Below are 20749 nucleotides of genomic sequence, written 5' to 3'. Positions count from 1 at the left end.
AACTCCCCCCCCTTCAAACGGGGGTGCCCGTCGCGTCAGGCCCCGCGTTGCGCGGGGCACGACGCGACGGGCTGTCAGCCGGGTCGCAGAAGTCAGAGGAGGGCGATCGAGCTCGCCCGGTCGTTCATCGCGTCCCCGACGTAGGAGGTCGACTGCTGGTACTCCTGGTGGACGCCGGAGGTGTTGGGGGCGTCCCACAACTCCAGCCAGCAAGACAGCGTGGTCAGGGAACTGACGGAGTTGTTCCACGTGCCGTCGAGGTTGATCTGGGCATCGCGGCCGTTCCCGCTCTGACAACCGCTGCCACCGGTCAGGACGAGGGCAGATCCGCCGTAGTTGGCGTCCGTGTAGACGACTCCGAGCTGCACGGCCGACGCCCCTGCGGTGTCCGGGACGCCCTTGAGGCGGTCGGCCAGCTTCTGGTCGATGTGCTGGGCCGACAGAGGTGCGTCGGTGACCCTTCCCTCGGTGGAGGCGGCCACGGCCTCCCGGAACGTGCCGTAGCACCGCATGTCGCCTGAATCGATGTTGAGCACGCAGTTCTTCTGGACGGGTGCCGCGTTCGCGGTCGCGGCTCCCGTGCCGAGCGCCAGAACGGTGGTGGCCAGGGCCACGGCGATACGTGACGTGCGAGCAAACACAAATCGCTCCTGTCTCGTGGACGTTCTACCGACACCGTGGATGCTGTCGTCCCCACCCCCGCATGGGCCAGAGGCACATCCGGCCAGGGTCGATGTATGCGCCATGTTTTTCGGCCTGGCCTCAGACGAGACGTCGCGCCCTACGTGCTTCGCGACCAGCCGTGACACGCTGCGTGGATCGCCCACGGCGTCTGGAGAACGCGCTGCGGACTCGACGCAAAAGCGATCGAGCACGGAGCTTCCCCACAGCAGGCGCTGACCCTCGTCGTCATCGACCTCGCGGCGGCGTACTCCCGCGCCCGCCGGGAATAGGCACTGACCGCCGTCATCCGCAGGCCTACAGCCCCGCGCAGCGGGTTCGACTTGCGCTGCCGGTGACGGTTCGGCTCTGGGGACCTCGAAGGGGGCGGGCCGGTATGACCGGCGTCGCCGGGGGAAGGCGCCCGAGGGAGGCAGCGTCAAGGAAGGGCGGGTGTCATGAGAGTCGTGGTGACGGGAGCGACCGGCAACGCGGGCACCAGCGTGATCGGTGCGCTGGCGCTCGATCCGGCCATCTCCCGGATAACGGGTGCGGCCCGCCGACTTCCCGGTCCGGGCGTGGGCCGCGCGGAGGGTGTGCAATGGGAAACGGCTGACGTCGACCCCGGCGGCAGCGATCTCGACGCCCTCCTGCGGGGCGCCGACGCGGTGGTCCACCTGGCGTGGAAGTTCCAGCCCACGCACGATCCGGTGGAGACCTGGCGGACTAACGCCCTGGGCTCGATCAGGGTCTTCGAAGCCTGCGCACGCAACGACGTGCAGGTACTGGTGCACGCCTCGTCCGTCGGCGCCTACTCCCCCGGTCCCGAAGACGGCCGTCCGGTGGACGAGTCCTGGCCCACCCACGGCTGGCCCGGGGCCGCCTACACCCGCGAGAAGGCGTACCTGGACGGGTTCCAGCGGGCGAACCCGTCGATGAGGGTGGTGCGCATGCGGCCGGGGTTCCTGTTCAAGCGTGCGGCCGCCTCCGAGCAGCGACGCATCTTCGCGGGCCCGCTGCTGCCGTGGTGGTTGGTACGGCCCGGGCTGCTGCCGGCGGTGCCCGGCATCCGCGGGCTGCGCTTCCAGGTTCTCCACACCGATGACGCCGCCGACGCCTACCGGGCCGCCGTGGTGCGCCCCGTGCGAGGTCCGTTCAATCTGGTCGCCGATCCCATCCTCGACAGCGGAGCCGTCGGCCGGCTGCTGCACGCCCGCACGGTGGCGCTACCGGCCGCGGCGGCCCGCTCCGCGCTGTCCGCCGCCTGGCGGCTGCGTCTCGTCCCGGCCGCCCCCGGACTGCTGGACGCGGTGCTACGCCTGCCGATGCTGGACGCCGGCCGGGCTCGCACGAAACTGGGCTGGATCCCTCAGCACACCGCTCTGGAGGCCTTCGAGGAGTTCCTGGCGGGGCTGCGGGAGGGCGCCGGCGCGAACACCGCCCCGCTCGCCGGTGCGGGCGGCCGGGCCGGGGGTTCGGGTTCACAGAACGCGACAGGTCAGGGGCCCGTCAAGTGGACGCACGGGCGCGTGTGAGGCCCAGCGCGGGACCGGCGCCGGCCCTCTCGGCCACACCAAGCCGTACGCTCGGGCGATCGGCGAAGATTGCCCTCGCGAATCGGATCGGCGACAACGGGTAGCCGCCGAACATGGAAGCCACTGAGAACACTCCGCTGCGCGCCGTCGCCCTCGTCTGCACCCTGTCGCCGTCGCCTGCCGCCTCCAGCTCCGAGCTCCTGGCACGTCAGGCATTGGACGCGCTGGCCGAGCACGGTGTCACCGGCAAGACCATCCGGATCGCCGACCACGACGTCAAGACCGGTGTGGCCATCGACCTGGGTGACGACGATGCCTGGCCCGACATCCGCGAGACGATCCTCGGCACCGACATCCTCCTCCTCGCCACCCCGATCTGGCTGGGGCATCCCTCCAGCGTCTGTCAGCGGGTCCTGGAGCGTCTCAACGCGGAGATCGGCGAGAGCGACGAGGAAGGCCGCATGCTCACCTACGGCAAGGTCGCCGCCGTATGCGTGGTCGGCAACGAGGACGGCGCCCACCACGTCAGCGCCGAACTGTTCCAGGGACTCAACGACTGCGGCTTCACCCTGCCCGCGAACGCCGTCACCTACTGGGTCGGCGAGGCCATGCAGGGCACCGACTACCAAGACCTCGACAAGACCCCCGAGAAGACCGCCGCCACCACCAAGACCCTCGCCGCCAACACCGCACACCTTGCTCGGCGCCTCAAGCGCAGCGTCTACCCGCCGTCCTGAAATCCGGCCCGGTACCAGCTCGTGACGGGCAGACGGCCCGACCATGCTCACCTCCCGAGCTCTGAGCCCTGCGCCGCGCCCCCTGCGGACATCGCATGCGAGGGCGGGGTCCCCGGGGGCGGCGTGGCGGGGCAGGCCGCTGCCGGTGGGCAGGTCGGTGGCTGAGGAAAGTCCGCAAGGCCATGGGGCTCGTATCGGACGCGGCTGCGCCGGACGGCTGAACTTTCCGTTCGAGCGGTGCTTGTCGGGCACTACATTCCCATGGACGGCAATGAAGAGATGGACCTGGCGCATCAGGTGCCCGATGGCGTGGACGAGAAGACGGTGCGGGCGTTGGGTGCGCTTTCGAAGGCTTTGGAGACCACAGAGCGGGCCCGGGGCCATCTCTATGGTTTCCATCAGCTCACAGGGACTGCGGACTTCGAGCTCGACGACGCCGTGCGTCTGCTCCGGGAAGCCGGCCACGAGCAGCAGGCCGTGCGGGTGGAGCGTGAGATCGTCGGTCGCAACGTCATCCCCGGGCACTGGACCTTCCAGATCATCGAGGCCTACAACGACACCTACTACCGGCCCTTCGCGGCCCTGGAGCGGGAGCTCGTCGACGAACTGGTCTCTGGCCGCGACCACCTCTTGGAGGCCCATCTCAAGACCGTCCGGCGCACCCGCCACCATCCGGACCACACGCCGACACCCCCCGACAGGTGAGTCACCCGCGTCTCCTTCACCGATGAGTCCGATCACGAGGCCGGCGGACCCGACCCTCCCGCGCGAACGGACTGTCGTCCAGGTGCGCCAGGAGATCCGCCGGGTCTCGGTACACGCTGCGGGCGCCGGCGGCCTGGAGATCGACACGGGGTATCCCTCCGCACAGGAGGCCCACGCAGGTCACGCCGGCGCGGGTTCCGGCCTCCATGTCCCAGACGGTGTCGCCGACGAACACGGCGTCGTGCGCCGGGGCTTCGGCGAGGTCGAGGGCGTGGTGCACCGGGTCCGGTGCGGGTTTGCCGTCCTTCACGTCGTCGGGGCCGGCGGTCGCGGTGATGGCGTCGTCGGCGTCCACTGCCTTGCGCAGGGCGTCGAGTTCGGCTTGTTGTGCGGAGGTGACCAGCACCACGCGCCAGCCCGTCCGGTCCAGCGCGCGCAGCAGTTCGGCGGCGGAGTCCAGGGCGGGCAGGCGGTCGAAGTAGGTGCCGTAGAGGGTGGCATGGGCGGCGGTCAGCGCGTCGTCCTCGTCGGCGTCGTGGTCGTCGCCCAGCAGGTGGGTGAGGAGGTCCTCGCCGGGCAGGCCGATGGCGCGGTGGATGTCGTGCATGGCGATGGCGTGGCCCGCCTGCCGTAGGGCCTCCCACCAGCACGTGACGTGGAGGTGGTTGGTGTCGGCGAGGGTTCCGTCCACGTCGAAGAGCGCTGCCCGGTTCATGTACGTGCCTTTCCGCGGGCCAGGATTCAGTGGCCGAGCTTGCGCTTGAGTTCGGCCTTGTCCATGGAGGAGCGGCCGTGCAGGTTGCGGCGCTTGGCCTCGGCGTACAGCTGGTCGTAGGTGGGGCCTTCGCTGCCGCTGTGGGAGCGCTGTCCGCCGCGCTTGCCGGAGGACATGTCCTGGGTCGAGCTCTTGCTCGCCGTCTTGGACTCGCCCGCGCGGGCCCGTTCCTTGTTCACGGTCCGCGCCGCGATCTCCTCGGCCCGCTTCGTGCTTTCTCCGCGCTGCTCCGCGCTCTCCTTGATGTGCTCGTACTGGCGTTCTCGCTTGGGGCTGGATCCTCGGGGCATGACGTCCTCCACGGGTGGGGGGTGTCGCGGGGCCGTTGTCACAGCTCCGCGAGCGCGGGCAGCAGTTCGGTCTCGGACCAGGCGAGGAAGGGTTCCTGCTGGTCACCGCCGATCTGGATCAGGGCGATCTCGTCGAATCCGGCCCGCTCCGCCCCCAGCACGTGGGCGACCAGCTCGCGCGGCCCGGCCTGCTCGGTCATCATCGTGTGCCCGATCCGCACCATGCGGTGCGCCTTACCGCTCTCGGCGCCTTGAAACGCAGGTGGTGATCCTGGATGGGGACGGGTCCTCGCTCCCCGGCCTTCAGCGAGTGGTCGCTTTCGTGGAGCCGTGCAGCCTGGGCTCGGCGGCCCGGTGGGGCCTCTCCGTGGTCGTGGTGCTTCGGGGCGGGGTGTCAGGGGGTGAAGAGGACTTTGACGGTGCAGTCCCGCTTCTTCTGGAACATCTCGTAAGCCGACGGAGCCTCTTCGAGAGGCAGCCGATGGGTGGCGAAGTCATCCACTCCGAGAGGGTCCTCGTCCGTGAGGAGGGGAAGGATGTCGTCGGTCCAGCGCCGTACGTTGGCCTGGCCCATCCGGAGCGTGAGCTGCTTGTCGAACATGGTCAGCAGGGGCAGCGGATCGACAGCTCCGCCGTACACTCCGGAAACGGAGACGGTACCGCCACGGCGGACGAGATCGATCGCCGCGTGCAGCGCGGAGAGACGGTCGACGCCGACGCGCTTCATCAGGACGGCGGCGAGGGCGTCCGGCAGCAGGTCGGTGATGCCCTGCGCGGCGGCGGCGACACGGCTCCCGTGGGCCTCCATCCCGACCGCGTCGATGACGGCGTCGGGGCCCCGCCCGTCGGTGAGGTCGCGTACCGCCGCCGTGAGGCCGTCGCCGAGCTCGCCGAGGTCCAGGGTGTGCACCCCACGCCGGCGAGCCCGATCAAGACGTTCCGGCACGAGGTCGATGCCGATGACCGTCTCGGCGCCCCGGTAGGCGGCGATGCGGCAGCTCATGTCCCCGATGGGCCCGAGGCCCAACACCGCGATGCTCCCTCCGGGCGGTACGTCCGCGTATTCGACCCCCTGCCAGGCCGTGGGCAGCACGTCCGACAGGTACACGAACCGGTCGTCGGGCGGCCCTTGGGGGACGAGGACGGGAAGGGTGTTGCCGAACGGGACCCGCAGGTACTGGGCCTGACCGCCCGGAACCTGCCCGTACAGCTTCGTGTAGCCGAAGAGGGAGGCGCCGGTGCCGTGCGCGTGGACCTGGGTGGTCTCGCACTGGGAGTACAGGCCGCGCACGCACATGAAGCACGTCCCGCAGGAGATGTTGAAGGGAACCACCACCCGGTCCCCCACCCTCGAGGAGGTGACCTCGGGCCCGATCTCTTCCACGACTCCCATGGGCTCGTGCCCCAGGATGTCGCCGGGGTCGAGGAACGCTCCGAGGACCTCGTACAGATGCAGGTCAGAGCCGCACAGGCCGGTGGTCGTCACCTTGACGACGATGTCGTCGGCCGCCTGGATGGTCGGATCGGGGACGGTGTCCACGCGTACGTCGCGCTTGCCGTGCCATGCCAGTGCCCTCATGACGCCTCCGCTCTCTCGCGCCGTCACTCCTGCGGGGCACCTGCCCCCGCTGGCACCGCCAAACCGAAACGGGTGGGCCTTCCGTCCGGCGCGTAGTCCACGCGTCGCCCTTCCAGGTGTGCGGGCGGGTACGAGGGTAGACGCCCGGCATGAGACGGACCGAGCAGTGGAAACCTGGTGAGGTCGTTCCGCGCAGCGGCATCTACGCGTGCGACTGCGGCAAGGAGCACCAGTGGAGCAGGAGCACCGATGTGCGCGGGCACCGGTTCCCGCCCCTGCCCTACGGCTGCACGGGCAAGGCGTGGACCCTCCGCGACCGGGCTCACCCTGACGAGGACTGACAGTGGCGGTGCGGCTGCGGACGAGCGATCCCGACCGGCCGGGGTGGCGCCGGATGCGCCACGGCCGCGGGTTCCGTTACGTGGACACTGGTGGTAGTGGCTTGTCGGCAGGGGATCGTGAACGGGTCCGCGCCCTCGTGATCCCCCCGGCCTGGCAGGACGTCTGGATCTGTCCGTGGCCGAACGGCCACATCCAAGCGGTCGGAACGGACGACGCCGGGAGGCGCCAGTACCTCTACCATCCTCACTTCCGCGCCAAGCAGGACGCCGCCAAACACGAGCATGTCCAGCGCGTTGCACGTTCGCTGCCCCGCCTGCGAGAACGTGTAACCCAGGACCTCACCGGACGCGGCCTGACCCGCACCCGTGTCCTGGCCTGTCTGACCCGCCTCCTCGATCTCGGTTTCCTGCGCGTAGGCGGTGAACGCTACGCCCGCGACAACGGGAGCTTCGGACTCACGACACTGCTGCGCGACCACGCCACCTGCCACCGCGGCGAAATCCGCCTCCGCTTTCCCGCCAAATCAGGCAAGGAGGTAACGCGCTCGCTCGTCGACGAGCAAGCCTTCACCGTCGTCCGGGCCCTCCTGCGACGCAGCGACGACGGGCCAAGACTGTTCGCGTACTGGGAACACCGAGCCTGGCACGAGGTCCACGCCGAAGACCTCAACGCCTACCTGCGCGAGCGGTCGGGACAGGACGTGACGGCCAAGGACTTCAGAACCTGGTACGCGACCGTCCTGGCCGCGGTCGCCCTGGCCGTCTCCGCGCGGACCGGCGACACGTCCCGCGCCCACCGCGGGAAGGTCGTCGCACACGCCGTGCGCGAGGTGAGCGAATATCTGGGGAACACACCCGCTGTGTGCCGGGCGTCCTACATCGACCCCCGGATCGTCCAGCTCTACGAGCAGGGCGAAACCATCGCGAGCTCGCTCGACTCCTTGGGCGCGGACAGCGTCTTCGGCCGACCGGCCACGCACGGAGGTGTCGAACGTGCAGTCCGGAAACTCCTGCACCCCTGACCCGAGAGACGGGGCGCGACTCGCTCGACGGCTCACACACTGTCTCGGGTAAAGGGTCTGCCGTTGCCGGGCCCGAAGCCGACGACCGAGTACGTAGCCCGGCCATGGCCCGGGCTGTCGCGTCGGCGGGGTCTACGGCGTGATGACGCGGATCGCGAAGAGCACGATGTCGTCCTGGGCCTCACGCGGACCGACCTCATCGAGCAGGGATCGCAGCAACACGTGTAGCCGGACGCCCGGCGGTGTTGTGGCGAGCAGGCGGGTGAGTCGGTCGATGTTGTCCTCGATGTCCTCGCCGCGTTCCTCGACCAACCCGTCGGTGTACAGCAGCAGCAGGCTGCCGGGTGCCAGGGAACGGTCGGCGCAGGTGCGGCGCACCGGTGGGAGACCGGGGTGCAGGAGAACATCGTGCTGCGTGAGGCTCTCCACGAAGCCATCCGCGGTGACGAGCAGCGGTGCCGGGTGACCGGCGTTGCTCCACTTCAGAAGCCAGTGACCGCCGCCTGTGGGAAGTACATGGGCGTGGACCACGGTCCCGCTGGCCGGAAGGTCCAGCCGACGGCATGCCCCCTCGAGCGCGGTGAGGGCATCTTCGGGCCCCGTGCCAGGGTGGTCGTGGTCCGCCTGGCGGAGCATGCTCCGGACCTGCCCCATGAGGGCGGCGGCCCGCATGTCGTGCCCGGTGATGTCGCCGACGGTCAGGGCCAGTCCTTCGCTCGCCTCGCCGTTCACGGCCCCCGGCAGCGGGTAGGCGTCGTACCAGTCACCGCCCACCATGTCGTCCCGAGCGGCGGGCCGATACAACGCGGCCATCTCCAGGCCGGGAGCCTCCGGAAGATCCGTGAGCATGGCCCGTTGGAGCTGGCGGGCCGCGGTGACCCGCTCGTCGAGGTGCAGGGCGCGCTCGACCGCCTGCGCGGTGTAGCCGGCGAGCGTGGTCAGCACCGCCCGCTCCTCCACACCGACGTCGTAAGGGGCGTCCCAGCCCAAGACCAGGGCACCCAGGACGTCGTGGGTTCCGCGCAGAGGCAGGCAGACGGCGGTCGCGAGATCCAGGGCGGCGAAGGCAGGGGTGGCCAACAGCTCGCGCTCGCGCGAGGCATCCACCACCGGCGGCGCGTCGACGACAACCATGCGATTCTCCCGCACCGCCTTCGCGGCCGGCCACCGAGAGCCACGATCGAACGACTCGGGAACATCGGGCCATTCATCGTGCAGGGGACCGCGGACGTGGTGCAGGCTGTCCCGCCGCAGAAGGACCAGGTCGATGCAGGCGGGCTTGAGGTCCCCACTGACCAGGTCACCGACGCGCTGTCGCACATCGTCCAGACCGCTGGTGTCGGCGAGATCCTCGGCCGCCCGCAGGAGCAACTCGGAACGGCTCAGCAGCTTCTGCGCACGATGCGCTTCCCCCTCGGCCGCGGACGCCGCCTCCTCGGCGGCTTCACGCGCCAGACGACCGACGTGGGAGCGCGACCGCATCCGCATCTGCGCGCTGCAGGCCGCGGCCAGGTCCGACAGATCCCGCACGTCCTCCTCACTCCACCCCCGCGGCGAGGGGTCCATGACGGCAAGGACCCCCAGGGGCTCCCCCGCACTCCCGATGAGAGGCACGCCGGCGAACGCGAAACCCGCCGCACCGTCCTCCGTGCCTGCGAGGAACTGCGGGCGTCCGTTCTCGGCAACTCCGCGGCAGCACTCCAGCACCTCCGCGGCCGGTGCTGCTTCAGGCGGCCAGCACTCAGGAAACGCCCCCGCGCCCTCGCCCGCGGGCTCCAGCCACACGAGCCCGAGCGGGGTCCCCAGAACACGGGTGGCCAGCCGGGCGAACCGATTCAAGAGAGTCCTCCAGAGAGCCCTGCAGCGGAGCAGGGCGAAGAAGCGGTGCCACGGCCTGCCTCGAGCATCCCGAATTTTATGCGGGAAGGCGCCGTACAACACTGACGACCTCGCAAGTGTCCGGGCGGCAACCGCTTCAAGGCGGGCGAGGCCCCCGCTCCTTGCGTCAGCTCCTCCACGCCCGGCTCGACGAATTGACCGCCGCCGGGCTCACTCTCGACCGCCTCGTCGAACACCAGACCCATCCATCAATGGCCCGCTGGCGCCCGCACGAACACGCGAACCGACCTGCCAACCTGGCTTCACCGCCGTCAGGCGGCGCAAACGGCACCCTTGGAATCCAAGCTCTGCGCCAGGCGCCTCAACAACCCTCTTCGGAGTCCACTCGTGCTTGTCCGAAACCCGATCCTGGCCGTGGTCAGCGGCCCACCCGCCACCGGCAAGACCACTCTCGCCCGCGCACTCGCCCAGCATCTGGGCTGCCCCGCAGTTCTGCGCGACGAGATCAAGCAAGGCCTGGTCATGAACCATCCCGGTCACAACCCCAACGGCGATGACCCCCTGAACATCACCACCCTGGAGACGTTCTTCGCGACCATCACCGTCCTGCTCCGTGCGGGCTCAACCGTCGTGGCCGAAGCAGCCTTCCAGGACCGCCTCTGGCGCCCCGGCCTGGAACCACTCACGAAGATCGCCGACCTACGGATCATCCGATGCACCGCCCCCACAACAACCATCACCCAACGCATCACAGACCGCGCGCGCCACGACAGCCACCGAGCCGCCCACGCCGACGAAACCCTGCTCGCCAACATCGATGCCGGCGTCTACGACCCAGACCGCTTCGTCCCCATCAGCCTGAGCGCCCCAAACCTCCTCGTAAACACCACCAACGGCTACGCACCGGACCTGGCTGAGATCCAAAACTTCCTGCTCCACCCGGATCACTGATGGCGCGCTGCTCCCTCGCATAACGCCCCGGAACCGGCCCGACAGTGGGCAGCACCACGCAGCCCACCCACCTACCACGACATCTTGCATCGAGGGCGCGTTTCGTCGGTGGGTAGTCGCCTTGCCGGGTTCCACCGCACGGACGATGGGGTGGGTCGATCACGGCGGGGGCGTGAGGTAGGTGTCGTCGACCACGCAGCCGTTGGGGATCCTGGCCGTCTCGATCACCTGCACGGCGACCCACTCCCCAGTCGGCGGATAGCCATCGGCCCAGGTGAACATCAGGGTGTGCCCCGGGGGGACCGTCTCCTGGTCCACCGTGAAGACGAAGCCGTCGGCGTCGCGCCGCGCCAACGGAAGCCCGGGGTTCTTCTGCGGACCATAACGGCCGCCCTCCGCACCCGGGCAGTCGGACGGGGGGACCACCGGGACGACCACGGTCGTGACCCCCAGCTGTGTGAGCCGGTCGGCCAGGTGTAGGACGCCGTAGGGCTTCGGCAACCGAAAGCGGATCGAGCCGTCGGGGGCCTTGACCGGGTCCGCCTGCCCGACCGGCACCGGGGGGCTCTGCTCGCCCCCGGGCCGGCTCGCGGGGAGGGTCTCACGCCCGCCGCCGGGCACGAACACCACACCGATCACGGCGGCGGTCGCCAGTCCCACGGCGCACGGGATCCCAAAACGCCGGGCGAACGAGGGCCGCGGCGCCGGGGCCTGCGGGAGGCGGGCCAACAGGGCCGACTTGAGGCGCTCCTCGAAGCCGTGGGGCCTCATGCTGCTCATCGGGTTGCCTCCTGCTGCTGTTCGAGAACGGGGACGGGGGCGGCGGTGGGAGTCGGTGTCCTCAAGGCGCGCCGGGCGCGGTGCAGGCGGACCCGGATCGTCGCCTGGGTGACGCCGAGGGCCTGGGCCGCCTCGGCGGGGGTGAGCTGGTCGACGACCACCAGATCGAGGGCGGCACGCAGCGGTTCGGAGAGCGCCTCGTGCCGTCCGACCAGTTCACGGAAGGCCTGTTCCGCGTCGATGCGTGCTTCCAGGGCGGCGATGTCCTCGTCGTCCAGCAGGCGGCGGCCGCTGAGGCGCGCCATCGCGTCGTTCTCGCGGGCCCGCCCCCGGGCGTGCTGCGCCACGACGTTGCGGGCTATGCCGAACAGCCACGCGACCGGCGCCCCTCGGGAGGGCCGGTAGCCGTCGGCCGATCGCATCGCGACGAGGAAGATGTCCGCCGCCAGGTCGGCTGCCAGGTGGGGATCGCTGACCCGGCGCGTGACGAACCCGAGGACCCCGTCGATGTGTTCCTCGTAGAACGCGCCGAATCCCTCGTGGGTGGCGAGGTCCGGCGGTCCGCTGCGGTGTACTGGGCTCTGCACCCTGTGTTCCTCCCTGTTCGCGGGGCCCGTCGGTCCCCACACCCGTACTTGGCCGCAGGCCCCCGAAACGTTTCACCGGCCCTCACGGCGGCATGCCGCTCGGGGCACCCTCCGGCCGATGGTTCCGCTCACCGAGTCCGGTTCCGGCGCAACCTCCGGACCTGCCGGGGCGGGTGTGCCTCTGCGGCGGTGCCCCTTGGCTGCTCCGCACGACGTGGCTCCGGCGTCCTGCCCTGTGCGGGCAGGACACGCGGCCGGTCGCTTCCCACCGGGGTCGACGTGCCATCGTACGGAGCCGGAGGCATCGACGACACGCTCGCAGTCCTCACTCCGGCGCACCGTCGACGACGACCCCGACAAGTGGCCGGTGCTCGTCTGGGGACGGCACGGCCGGCCCGATTGGAGGATCTACGACTGTGGAATGACCGAGTTCCTGCGGCGTCAGCTCACCAGGCGAGGCATGTCCAGGCACGCTTCCTACCCCGGATGGCGCGGGTGTTGGGCCGCGATGCGTGGCGGGGACCACGACGATGGAGGGGCTGAGGCCGGGCGGCTCCGTGGCGGTCGCGGGATTCACCCTCAGGCGGCCTTCGCGATCACCCTCCGCACCCCCGGCGGGCATGGCTTCGGGATCAGCCTTCCAGGAGTGTCTGGGCCACGTAGCCGCCCGGGCGGATGCCTGCGGGGACGGCGAACAGCGCGGAACTTTCGTGGACCAGGTAGCGGGAGAGCGCGTCGCCGCGGGAGAGCCGCCGCTGGACGGGGATGAATCCGGTGCGCGGGTCGGGCTGCCAGGCCAGGAAGAGGAGCCCGGCGTCCGGGGTGCCGTCCGGGCGCAGGCCGTCGTGGTAGGACCAGCCGCGCCGGAGCATGGTGGCGCCGTTGTTGGAGGCGGGTGCGGCGAGCCGGACGTGGGCGTTGGTGGCGATGACCGGGACCCCGTCGGGGCGGGTGGCGGTGAGGTCGACGGGGGTGTGTTCGGTGCCGCCGGTCAGTGGGGCACCGTCGGCCGTACGGCGACCGAGGGCCTGTTCGCGGTGGGTCGGAGGCAGGGTGTCCCAGTGGTCCAGGAGCATGCGGATGCGGCGGATCACGACGTATGAGCCACCCGCGAGCCAGGCCGGGGCGTCCGGCCCGGTCACCAGAGCCTTGGCGGGGTCCGGGTTGTTGGTGCCGTCGACCTGGCCCATCAGGTTGCGGCGGCCGTCGGCCGCGGTGAACCCCGCCATGGTCCAGCGGAGCTTGGCCTCGCCGTGGGCCAGGCGCTGGAAGGTCCGCAGGACGTGCGCGGTGACGAGGGCGTCGTCGGATCCGATCTGTACGAGCAGGTCGCCGTCACCGCGGGCGGAATCCAGCTGGTCCTCGGGGAAGGAGGGCAGCGGGGCCAGGGCCTCGGGGCGGGCGGTGGTGAGGCCGGTGCGGTCGAAGAAGTGCGGGCCGAGTCCGAAGGTGACGGTGAGCCGTGCCGGGCCGCTGCCGTCCAGTACCCCGGTGTCGGCGGCCCGCGAGCCCGGGGGTTCGAGCTCCGGGGGCACGGCCTCCCCCCGTACGAGGCGCTCGGCCGCGCTGGTCCAGCGCAGCAGCAGCGCCGCGGCCCGGCCCCGGTCCGTACGGGCTCCGAAGTCGAAGGCGGCCAGCCGGACCTGCTGCTGTCGGGGGGTCAGGATCCCCGCCTGGTGGGGCCCGTGGAACGGGATGACGGCGGGGGCGTCGCCCGCGTCATCCCTGCCGCTCGGTGCCACCGCGGTGGCGACCCCTCCCCCGGCCAGGGCCGCGAGGCCGCCCGCGGCGAGCACGGACCTGCGGGAGAACCGGTGCGTGCCCCCGGCCGGAGCGGCGCGCACCGGTGAGGCGTCGGGACCGGGGGCGGCATCCGTGCCGACGGGCAGCGGCGGATCCGTGGCACCACCCGCCGGCGGCTGATCGTCAGTGGCCGGCACCGGAGGCTCCGTCGACGGTGGCGTCCACGGTGCCCACCCACAGCTGGTTCAGCTCGGAGACGTAGCGGCCGCCCTTCGTGTCCTGCGGGACCACCAGCTTCGGACCGGCGGCGTCGTCGAAGGGCTTGCCGTCCTCGGAGACGGCCAGCAGGATCTGCGACTTGGCGAAGCCCGGGTCCAGCTCCGCCCAGGCGAACACCGCGCGGTAGTCGCCGCCACCGGTCGCCGCGACCACGCCGCGCAGCTGCCCGTTCTTCTTCGAGGCGTCGAAGCGCGGCTGCGCGTCCTTGAGCACGTCGTGCAGCAGGACGCCCTGGTAGGTGTGCTTCTGCTGCCCCTTGGCGCTGCTGTACTCCACCTCCACCGACTGCTGCGGCAAGCCGCGCAGCGACGTCAGCGTCACGGTGTACGGCTTGTCCACCTGCCCGGTGACCCGGACCTCTCCCGGCTTCAGCGCGGGCGCGGGAGACGAGGCCGCAGCGGAGCCGGCACCTGCGGCGGCGGGCGAGGGCGCCGACGAACCGGCGGGCTTCTCCGGGGTGTTGCCGCCGCATCCGGCGAGCACGAGGACCGCGACCGCGGCAACGGCGGGCAACGCGAGGCGAGGGTTCACGAGGGGACTCCACTTCTCGGGCTGGGTGGCTCGATGGCCGCAGCGACCGATCGACACTGACCGCGACTGCGTGCTTGATCGCCTAATCCAGCTGGCAAATGCACGGAGAAAGATATCGAACAAATTGCATCTGCCGAGCTCTACCCGAAGGTTCTGGGGAAACTCCAGAGGTGCGGCAAGGAAGTGGTCGGAACGCACATCCGAACGGCGATCGCGCCTACGTGCCCTCGCCCTCCCGGTACGGGCGACGCCACCCCGTCCGCGGGTCGGCGACGTTGTGGTAGTCACGCGAAGAGGCGTTTGACTTTGGGCTGTGCCTTGATGAGCCCCCGGCAGCGCGGCTTCTCGTCCACGCGGTCGGGTACTCCCGTGGTGCTCGCCCCTGTTACGGAGTCGCGCGCACGATGACGAGCGATCCTTCGTACGTCGCCTGCGTGCGCAGGTGTCCGAAGCGTTCGTCCCAGGCCCCCGACTCCAGATCGCGACGGAGCCTCGCGTCGAAGCGTTCGCGCGCTCCGTCGTCGATGAAGCTCCACGCCGAGCAGGCTTGCCGGGCGGCGGGGTCGAGGAGCATCTCCGGGCGGCCGTAGTAGGCCTCGTCGAAGCCGTCCGTGCAGTCGAGTGGGATGGGGACGGTCTGGATGGTCGCGGTGCCGCCGAGGGCGCCCGCGATCGCCTCGATCGGCGGGTGGCGGCGGGCTTCGGTGTCCAGGACCTCGGGGGCGTATGCGTTCAGCCAGAAGTCGCGCACGAGCTTCGGGTCGCAGGTCAGCACGACGACCGGCCCCCGCGTGACGCGCCGCATCTCCCGCAGTCCGGCCGTGGCATCGGTCCACTGGTGCACGCTGAACAGTGTCATCGCCCCGTCGAACTCGCCGTCGGCGAACGGCAGGTCCTCGGCGACGGCGTCCACCGCGCGGGCCAGGCGGGCGGGGCGCCGGGCGCGCATGGACTCGGAGGGTTCGACGGGCGTCACGGCAAGGGCGGCGTTCTCGTAGGATCCGGCGCCGGCGCCGACGTTGAGCACGTTCCGCGCGCCGTCGAGGGCTTCGGCGATGAACCGCGCGATGCGGGCGTCGGGCCGTCGGTGGGTGGGGTATCCGGAGCCGACGGCGTCGTGGTCGACGTCCGCGGCGCTGCCGTCCTGGGTGCGTGCGTTCATGAAGGGGGCCTTACCTTGCCTCGTGAGCAGGGACAGGGGATGCACCAGGCGTTCGCCGGAGGTGCCGGCATACGAGTGCGGGGGGTGCCACGTTCGCGACCAGAGCTGGAATCGTTCCCCACCGGTGGTGGTCCGTTCGTAGCGCGGTCGGGTGTGGATGCGGCTCTGGGCCGCCTGCCGGAACTCCACCTGGCCGGCGGCCAAGGCCACGCAGCCGCTGCCGCGTCCCGCCCACCTGTTCCGAGCCCGCGGCCATACCCAGCCCCTCCGGATTCCGGCAATCCCACATCCGTATCTTGCATCCACGAGGGGGCATGCGTACATCAGCTTGCAGATACTTGTGGCATCGACCGAATCGGCCACAGATGCAATCCTGGGTGATACGTGCTCCCGCCCGGATCCCGACGGATCCGAGTACCCGCCGGGACGACGGCGCCCACCCGCCGGTCAGCCGCCGACGGGGGCTGCCGCCCAGGACGGTCGGGAGGAGGATGGGAAGGGCCGACCGACGAGCGGGAATCGGATCATCGGGTCCGCGGCCCGCCACAGCGGGCGAAGGGAGGTCCGGTCATGGTCGCGCCCGAGACGGCCCGAGCCGGGCCCGGTCCCACGAGAGCGGTGCCCTCCGAGCCCGGCGGTCTGCTGGACGTGCTGAGCGTGGCCGCGGTGGTCCTGGACGCCCACGGGCGGATCGCCTTGTGGAGCCCCCAGGCACAGGACCTGTTCGGCTGGTCGGCGCAGGAGGCACTGGGCCGCCACGCGGCGGAACTGCTGGTCGCCGACGAGTACGTCGACCTGGTCCTGGAACTGTTCGCCAAGGTCATGGCCGGTGGCGGCGCCTGGGCCGGCGTCTTCCCCGTACGGCACAAGGACGGCTCCACGCGACTCGTCGAGTTCCGCAACATGCGCCTGCAGGACGAACACGGCGCGGTGTACGCCCTGGGTATCGCCTGCGACGAAGCCGTCGTACGCGGCGTGGAGCGCGACCTGGCCCTGTCGGTACCGCTGGTGGCGCAGTCCCCGATCGGCCTGGCGGTACTGGACACCGAACTGCGCTACGTCCTGGTCAACCCGACGCTGGAGCGGATCAACGGTCTGCCCGCCGGGAAGCACCTGGGCCGCACCCCCGGCGAGGCCCTGCCGTTCCTGGACACCGCCGCGATCGAAGCCGCCATGCGCCAGGTCCTGGACACCGGCGTACCGCTGCTGGACCAGTACGGAATCGGTCGCACCCCCGCCGACCCCCACCGGGAACACGCCTGGTCAGGCTCCTACTACCGCCTTGAGGACCCGCGCGGACGGGTGATCGGCGTCGCCCTGATGGTGGTGGACGTCACCGACAGCTACCGCGCGGCCCGGGAAGCCGCCGAAGCCCGCAGGCACCTGGACCTGATCGCCCGCGCGTCGGTGACCGTGGGCACCACGCTGAACCTGGAGCGCACGGGCCGCGAGCTCGCCGACCTCGTCGTGGCGGACCTCGCCGACATCGCCTCCGTCGACGTCCTCGACTCCGTACTGGAGGGCGACGTGGCCGCCGCGCCCGGCCTGCGGGCCGGGCAGGCCCGATTCGTCGCCCTGGCCGTGTCCGCGTCCTACACGACGGCCGCCGTCCGCGCCGCCGACACGGTGGGCGAGCGCACCACGTACCCGGCCGAGCGCCTGGTCACCCGCTGCGTGACCACCGGACGTCCTGTTCTCGTCTCGCACATCACCGGGACCGACCTGGCGCGGATCGCGCGCGACGGAACCGCGGCGGACCTCCTCGCCCGTGAGGGCACGCACTCCTACCTGGCCGTGCCGCTGATCGCCCGGGGTCAGGTCCTCGGCGCCCTCGGCCTCCTGCGCACCCGCAACCCGCTCCCCTTCGGCGACGACGACGTCACCCTGGCCGGCGAGCTCGCCACGCGCGCCGCGCTCGCCATCGACAACGCCCGGTGGTACCAGCACGCCGCCGACACCGCGCTGACCCTCCAGCACCACCTCCTTCCGCACCCCCCGCCGCAGGCCCCCGGCCTCCAGATCGCCTACCGCTACCAGCCCGCGGCCGCTGCCAGCGGGATCGGCGGCGACTGGTTCGACGCGATCCCGCAGCCGGGGAACGGGACCGCTCTCGTGGTCGGCGACGTCATGGGCCACGGCGTCCACGCGGCCGCCACCATGGGGCAACTACGGACCGCCACCCGCACGCTGGCCGACCTCGGCCTCGACCCGGCCCGGGTCCTGCGTCACCTCGACCACATCACGGCCGAACTGGACGGGACCATGGCGACCTGCGTCTACGCCACCTGGGATCCGCACCGCTCCCGCTGCCGTGTGGCCCTCGCGGGCCATCCGCCGCCCGCCGTCATCCAGTCGGGGCGGGCTCCCGCACTGGTCGACCTGCCGGTCGGAGTACCGCTCGGCACGGGAGGCCTCGCCGGCGCCGACTTCGAGTCGACCGTCCTCGACCTGCGCCCCGGCGACCGGCTGGTCCTGTACACCGACGGCCTCGTCGAAACCCGCGCCGACATCCTGGACGATCGCCTCGACCTGCTCCTCGGCCTCCTCGCCGACCCCGGCCTCCCCCCGGAGGCCACCTGCGACAGGCTCCTCGCAGCCATGCGTCATCGTGACGCCGACGACGACGTCGCCCTCGTCATCGCCCAGGTACGCCCCCACCCGCCCACCACAGGGCCGCGGCCGTACTGAACGGCGCCTCGGGGCTGCCTGGCCCAGCCCCCCTGCCGACCGGCGCGCCCGACAAAGCGACCGGCTGACCGTCCGAACGGCCTGCTCACCGCCTCAAGCGGGACCCGAGGACGGGAAGGAGCCGGTCAGCCAGGACTCCGCGAGCCTGTTCGGACGACAGCCACAGCAGTCTGTGACGGATGCCGTCCGTCATCGTCACGTCAAGGCCGGACGTCGTGAGACCGAGGTGCAGACGGGCGTGCGCGATGCCGTCGAAGGGGATGACCTTGTTGGTGCGGTGCCCCCCGAGAATCACCACCGGGTCGTAGCCGATCACACTGGTCGCGGTGCGTTCCGGAAGACCGGAGGCGATGGCGTTCACGACGGTGTGGACGAATCCGCCGCGTACGCGGACCAGGGAGTCCGGCAGAAGCCACAACTTGCCGTGGACCCAGTCGAGCCAGCCCGTCGTGCAGCTGGTGGCAAGCAACTGGGCACGCCGCACCTTCAGGCGTGACGCGCGTTGAACGGCAGCGTCCAGCAGTGAGTCCCATGCGTCGAGGGAGCGGACACGCACTCGCTCCTCCACCGATCCGAGGGGCGCACGGTACGCCAGAACCGCCGTCCCACCGGATCGCAGCTCGACAGACAGGTCCACACCCCAGTGCGTTCCCGCGACCCGCACACCGACGCCCTCGATGGCCTCGTCCGAACCCCGCTCCACCGACAGGTCCGAACCGACCTGGTGTCGCCACAGAACCGGTGATACCGACAGGCCTTCTGCGAGCCAGCGATGCCTACGGAGATCCACTCTCGCGCCGGCCAGGCGCAGTCCTATTCGCTCGTCCATCCCTACAGCATCTCCCGTCGAGAGGAACCACCGGGGCGATTCCCTCGGCCTCGATGAGGACAACGTCGCGAGGATCAGTTGGCCGGACGGCTGCGCGGGCTACCGGGGCCGTCGGAGCTCCCCCGGCGCGGATACGATCCGACGGTGATCAATCATTGCGCCCGTACCGTCGTGTTCGACATCGACGGCACCCTCTGCTTCGACGGAGCCACGATCGACGACCGCGTCCTGGCGGCGATCGGTGAGTGCGAACGCGTCGGCTACCAGGTCGTCTTCGCGTCCGCCCGGCCCATTCGGGACCTCCTGCCCGTACTTGACGGATCTTTCCCCTCAGCCACCCTGATCGGGGGCAACGGGAGTCTCGTCTCGGTCGACGGCCGTGTTCGGGCGCGTGCCGCCTTCGAGCCCTCCGTACTTGACGCCCTCATGGAGGCGATCGGCCTGTACCAGGCGACCTACCTGGCGGACGGGCCTTGGGACTACGCCTACACCGGCCCCCTGGACCACCCGATCCGGGGCCGTGTCGACCGGGGCGACCTCGCCTGCCGCGTCGACCTCGACGAGCTTCCCGAGGTGGTGAAGTTCCTGGTCGTCGGCGCGTCGGACATGGCGGAACTCGCCGAGACCGGCCGAAAGCTCGGGCTGACGGTCAACCATCACCTCGACGAGGCGATCATCGACTTCGCGCCCGGTTCGACGACGAAGTGGGAGGCCCTGACCTCGATGGGGATCGACCGGTACGTGGCGTTCGGCAACGACATCAACGACTTCGATCTCTTGCGGAACGCGGAGCGGGGGGTACGCGTCGGCTCTCACCCCGCTCTGGACGACGTCGCCCACGTCACCGTGGCGGCCGATCCTCGGGCGGTGGCGGCCGAGATCTCCCTGCTGACCCGGGCGGCCCCGGTCGTCGGGTAGCCCCTCGGGTGCTGGGTCAAGTCGGGTCGAGGAGTTGCTTGAACACGCCGCCGAAGCCGCCGTAGTCGTCGACCAGGCGTATCTCCAGGATCCAGCGGGCTCGCCATCCTCCGTCGGTGGTGCGGCGCAGTGGTCGGTCGTTGTCCGGGCCGATGAAGGAATCCGGCCGTGGATCGGAGCCACCCGCCGCCGGGGGCTGGCCGCACAGGCGGCCGGCCTGCCACGACCCCAGCGACCAGCCCCCCTTGGCCGCCCAAGCCCGTATCTCGCCGTGCAGCTGCCTTCCGGTGATGCGTTCCTCACTCCGGAACAGCTCGCCGGCCGCCGCGCCCACCTTGGCCAGGTCCTCGACGATCCGGCGCCTGTCCGGGTCGTCGCCGAGGACGACGGTACGGGCGAAGTCCGTCTCGTGCCCGGCGAGGAGCGGGCCGAGATCCACCACGACCACGTCGTCCCCCCGGATCACGCGGTCCGGCGGCGTCTGCCCGTACGGCAGCACCGTGTGCGGCCCGGAGCGAACCAGACGCCCGGGCCGACCGGCGGTCGTACCGAGGACCTCGCGTGCCAGGTCCCGGAGCCGGTCGTCCACCTCGCACTCCGTGCGTCCCGGCACGATCAGCCGGCCCCGCACCGCCGCGGCGAGGACGGCTTGCCCCATCCGCTGCCCCTCCACCAGCCGCAGGGTCCGCAGACGCTCGTCCATCCGATCCGGTGCCGCCATGTTCCCGCTCCTCGTTCCCGCCGCTCCGCGGAAGTCAACACCTCTGCTCCGGGAAAGCACAGTGGTTGCTCAACCAG

Annotated in this window: 21 protein-coding genes; 8 read left to right on the top strand and 13 right to left on the bottom strand. The window is 70.9% G+C overall.

Going from position 1 to position 20749, the window contains the following annotated elements; translation table 11 throughout:
* Positions 1 to 92 precede the first annotated feature (92 nt).
* Positions 93 to 641: a hypothetical protein gene (locus AB0D01_RS17265; RefSeq protein WP_363056011.1), complete on the bottom strand. Its 549-nt coding sequence runs from the start codon at positions 639 to 641 to the stop codon at positions 93 to 95.
* Positions 642 to 1118: 477 nt separating this feature from the next.
* Here AB0D01_RS17265 and AB0D01_RS17260 point away from each other — a divergent pair, with 477 nt between their 5' ends.
* The 3 genes from AB0D01_RS17260 to AB0D01_RS17250 all read left to right on the top strand — a co-directional run bounded on the left by AB0D01_RS17260 (position 1119) and on the right by AB0D01_RS17250 (position 3637).
* Positions 1119 to 2195, top strand: coding sequence for an NAD-dependent epimerase/dehydratase family protein (locus AB0D01_RS17260; RefSeq protein ID WP_363056010.1), 1077 nt, complete (start codon positions 1119 to 1121; stop codon positions 2193 to 2195).
* A gap of 113 nt (positions 2196 to 2308) precedes the next feature.
* Positions 2309 to 2932, top strand: coding sequence for an NAD(P)H-dependent oxidoreductase (locus AB0D01_RS17255; protein ID WP_363056009.1), 624 nt, complete (start codon positions 2309 to 2311; stop codon positions 2930 to 2932).
* A gap of 261 nt (positions 2933 to 3193) precedes the next feature.
* Positions 3194 to 3637: a hypothetical protein gene (locus tag AB0D01_RS17250; protein WP_363056008.1), complete on the top strand. Its 444-nt coding sequence runs from the start codon at positions 3194 to 3196 to the stop codon at positions 3635 to 3637.
* A 16-nt stretch (positions 3638 to 3653) separates the two neighbouring features.
* Here AB0D01_RS17250 and AB0D01_RS17245 read toward each other — a convergent pair whose 3' ends face one another.
* The 4 genes from AB0D01_RS17245 to AB0D01_RS17230 form a co-directional block, all read right to left on the bottom strand.
* Positions 3654 to 4352, bottom strand: a complete 699-nt coding sequence (locus AB0D01_RS17245) for an HAD family hydrolase (RefSeq protein WP_363056007.1) — start codon at positions 4350 to 4352, stop codon at positions 3654 to 3656.
* Positions 4353 to 4378: 26 nt separating this feature from the next.
* Positions 4379 to 4702 carry a plasmid stabilization protein gene (locus AB0D01_RS17240; RefSeq protein WP_363056006.1) on the bottom strand — a complete coding sequence of 108 codons (324 nt, stop codon included), beginning with the start codon at positions 4700 to 4702 and terminating at the stop codon, positions 4379 to 4381.
* 38 nt (positions 4703 to 4740) lie between these two features.
* The gene (locus tag AB0D01_RS17235; RefSeq protein ID WP_363056019.1) at positions 4741 to 4926 is read right to left on the bottom strand and encodes a hypothetical protein; all 186 of its coding nucleotides are present in this window, start codon (positions 4924 to 4926) and stop codon (positions 4741 to 4743) included.
* Positions 4927 to 5096: 170 nt separating this feature from the next.
* Positions 5097 to 6281 (bottom strand): zinc-dependent alcohol dehydrogenase, encoded by a 1185-nt coding sequence (locus AB0D01_RS17230; protein ID WP_363056005.1) that lies wholly within the window; start codon positions 6279 to 6281, stop codon positions 5097 to 5099.
* A 149-nt stretch (positions 6282 to 6430) separates the two neighbouring features.
* On the opposite strand from AB0D01_RS17230, the gene AB0D01_RS17225 reads away from it, so the two are divergent.
* Together AB0D01_RS17225 and AB0D01_RS17220 are read left to right on the top strand one after the other, a co-directional pair.
* Entirely contained in the window at positions 6431 to 6622 is a 192-nt protein-coding gene (locus AB0D01_RS17225) for a hypothetical protein (RefSeq protein ID WP_363056004.1), read from the top strand.
* Between the two features lie 8 nt (positions 6623 to 6630).
* The gene (locus AB0D01_RS17220; RefSeq protein ID WP_363056018.1) at positions 6631 to 7644 is read left to right on the top strand and encodes a DNA topoisomerase IB; all 1014 of its coding nucleotides are present in this window, start codon (positions 6631 to 6633) and stop codon (positions 7642 to 7644) included.
* Between the two features lie 132 nt (positions 7645 to 7776).
* On the opposite strand, the gene AB0D01_RS17215 is transcribed toward AB0D01_RS17220, so the two are convergent.
* Positions 7777 to 9585 (bottom strand): SpoIIE family protein phosphatase, encoded by a 1809-nt coding sequence (locus AB0D01_RS17215; protein ID WP_363056003.1) that lies wholly within the window; start codon positions 9583 to 9585, stop codon positions 7777 to 7779.
* Positions 9586 to 9870: 285 nt separating this feature from the next.
* Between AB0D01_RS17215 and AB0D01_RS17210 the strand changes: the two genes are divergently transcribed.
* A complete protein-coding gene (locus tag AB0D01_RS17210) occupies positions 9871 to 10434 on the top strand; it encodes an AAA family ATPase (RefSeq protein WP_363056002.1) in 564 nt (187 codons plus the stop codon).
* 159 nt (positions 10435 to 10593) lie between these two features.
* On the opposite strand, the gene AB0D01_RS17205 is transcribed toward AB0D01_RS17210, so the two are convergent.
* The 5 genes from AB0D01_RS17205 to AB0D01_RS17185 all read right to left on the bottom strand — a co-directional run bounded on the left by AB0D01_RS17205 (position 10594) and on the right by AB0D01_RS17185 (position 15516).
* Positions 10594 to 11214 carry a hypothetical protein gene (locus AB0D01_RS17205; RefSeq protein ID WP_363056001.1) on the bottom strand — a complete coding sequence of 207 codons (621 nt, stop codon included), beginning with the start codon at positions 11212 to 11214 and terminating at the stop codon, positions 10594 to 10596.
* Positions 11211 to 11801 carry an RNA polymerase sigma factor gene (locus AB0D01_RS17200; protein ID WP_363056000.1) on the bottom strand — a complete coding sequence of 197 codons (591 nt, stop codon included), beginning with the start codon at positions 11799 to 11801 and terminating at the stop codon, positions 11211 to 11213. Before AB0D01_RS17200 ends, AB0D01_RS17205 begins: the two co-directional genes overlap by 4 nt.
* Positions 11802 to 12433: 632 nt before the next feature.
* On the bottom strand, positions 12434 to 13741 hold the full coding sequence (locus tag AB0D01_RS17195) for a Dyp-type peroxidase (protein ID WP_363055999.1): 1308 nt from the start codon (positions 13739 to 13741) through the stop codon (positions 12434 to 12436).
* On the bottom strand, positions 13728 to 14354 hold the full coding sequence (locus tag AB0D01_RS17190; RefSeq protein WP_363055998.1) for a molybdopterin-dependent oxidoreductase: 627 nt from the start codon (positions 14352 to 14354) through the stop codon (positions 13728 to 13730). Before AB0D01_RS17190 ends, AB0D01_RS17195 begins: the two co-directional genes overlap by 14 nt.
* A 385-nt stretch (positions 14355 to 14739) precedes the next feature.
* Positions 14740 to 15516, bottom strand: coding sequence for a class I SAM-dependent methyltransferase (locus AB0D01_RS17185; RefSeq protein WP_363055997.1), 777 nt, complete (start codon positions 15514 to 15516; stop codon positions 14740 to 14742).
* 570 nt (positions 15517 to 16086) lie between these two features.
* On the opposite strand from AB0D01_RS17185, the gene AB0D01_RS17180 reads away from it, so the two are divergent.
* Positions 16087 to 18204, top strand: coding sequence for a SpoIIE family protein phosphatase (locus AB0D01_RS17180; RefSeq protein ID WP_363055996.1), 2118 nt, complete (start codon positions 16087 to 16089; stop codon positions 18202 to 18204).
* Positions 18205 to 18289: 85 nt separating this feature from the next.
* Here AB0D01_RS17180 and AB0D01_RS17175 read toward each other — a convergent pair whose 3' ends face one another.
* A complete protein-coding gene (locus tag AB0D01_RS17175) occupies positions 18290 to 19033 on the bottom strand; it encodes a hypothetical protein (RefSeq protein ID WP_363055995.1) in 744 nt (247 codons plus the stop codon).
* A 144-nt stretch (positions 19034 to 19177) separates the two neighbouring features.
* Here AB0D01_RS17175 and AB0D01_RS17170 point away from each other — a divergent pair, with 144 nt between their 5' ends.
* Positions 19178 to 19951 (top strand): HAD family hydrolase, encoded by a 774-nt coding sequence (locus AB0D01_RS17170; RefSeq protein ID WP_363055994.1) that lies wholly within the window; start codon positions 19178 to 19180, stop codon positions 19949 to 19951.
* A gap of 16 nt (positions 19952 to 19967) precedes the next feature.
* Here the strand turns inward: AB0D01_RS17170 and AB0D01_RS17165 are convergent, their stop codons facing one another.
* Positions 19968 to 20672, bottom strand: a complete 705-nt coding sequence (locus AB0D01_RS17165) for a M24 family metallopeptidase (protein WP_363055993.1) — start codon at positions 20670 to 20672, stop codon at positions 19968 to 19970.
* Between the last annotated feature and the right edge of the window lie 77 nt (positions 20673 to 20749).

The sequence above is a fragment of the Streptomyces sp. NPDC048606 genome (assembly GCF_040650855.1).
Lineage (GTDB): Bacteria > Actinomycetota > Actinomycetes > Streptomycetales > Streptomycetaceae > Streptomyces.
This window is presented reverse-complemented; position numbering and strand designations above follow the sequence as displayed.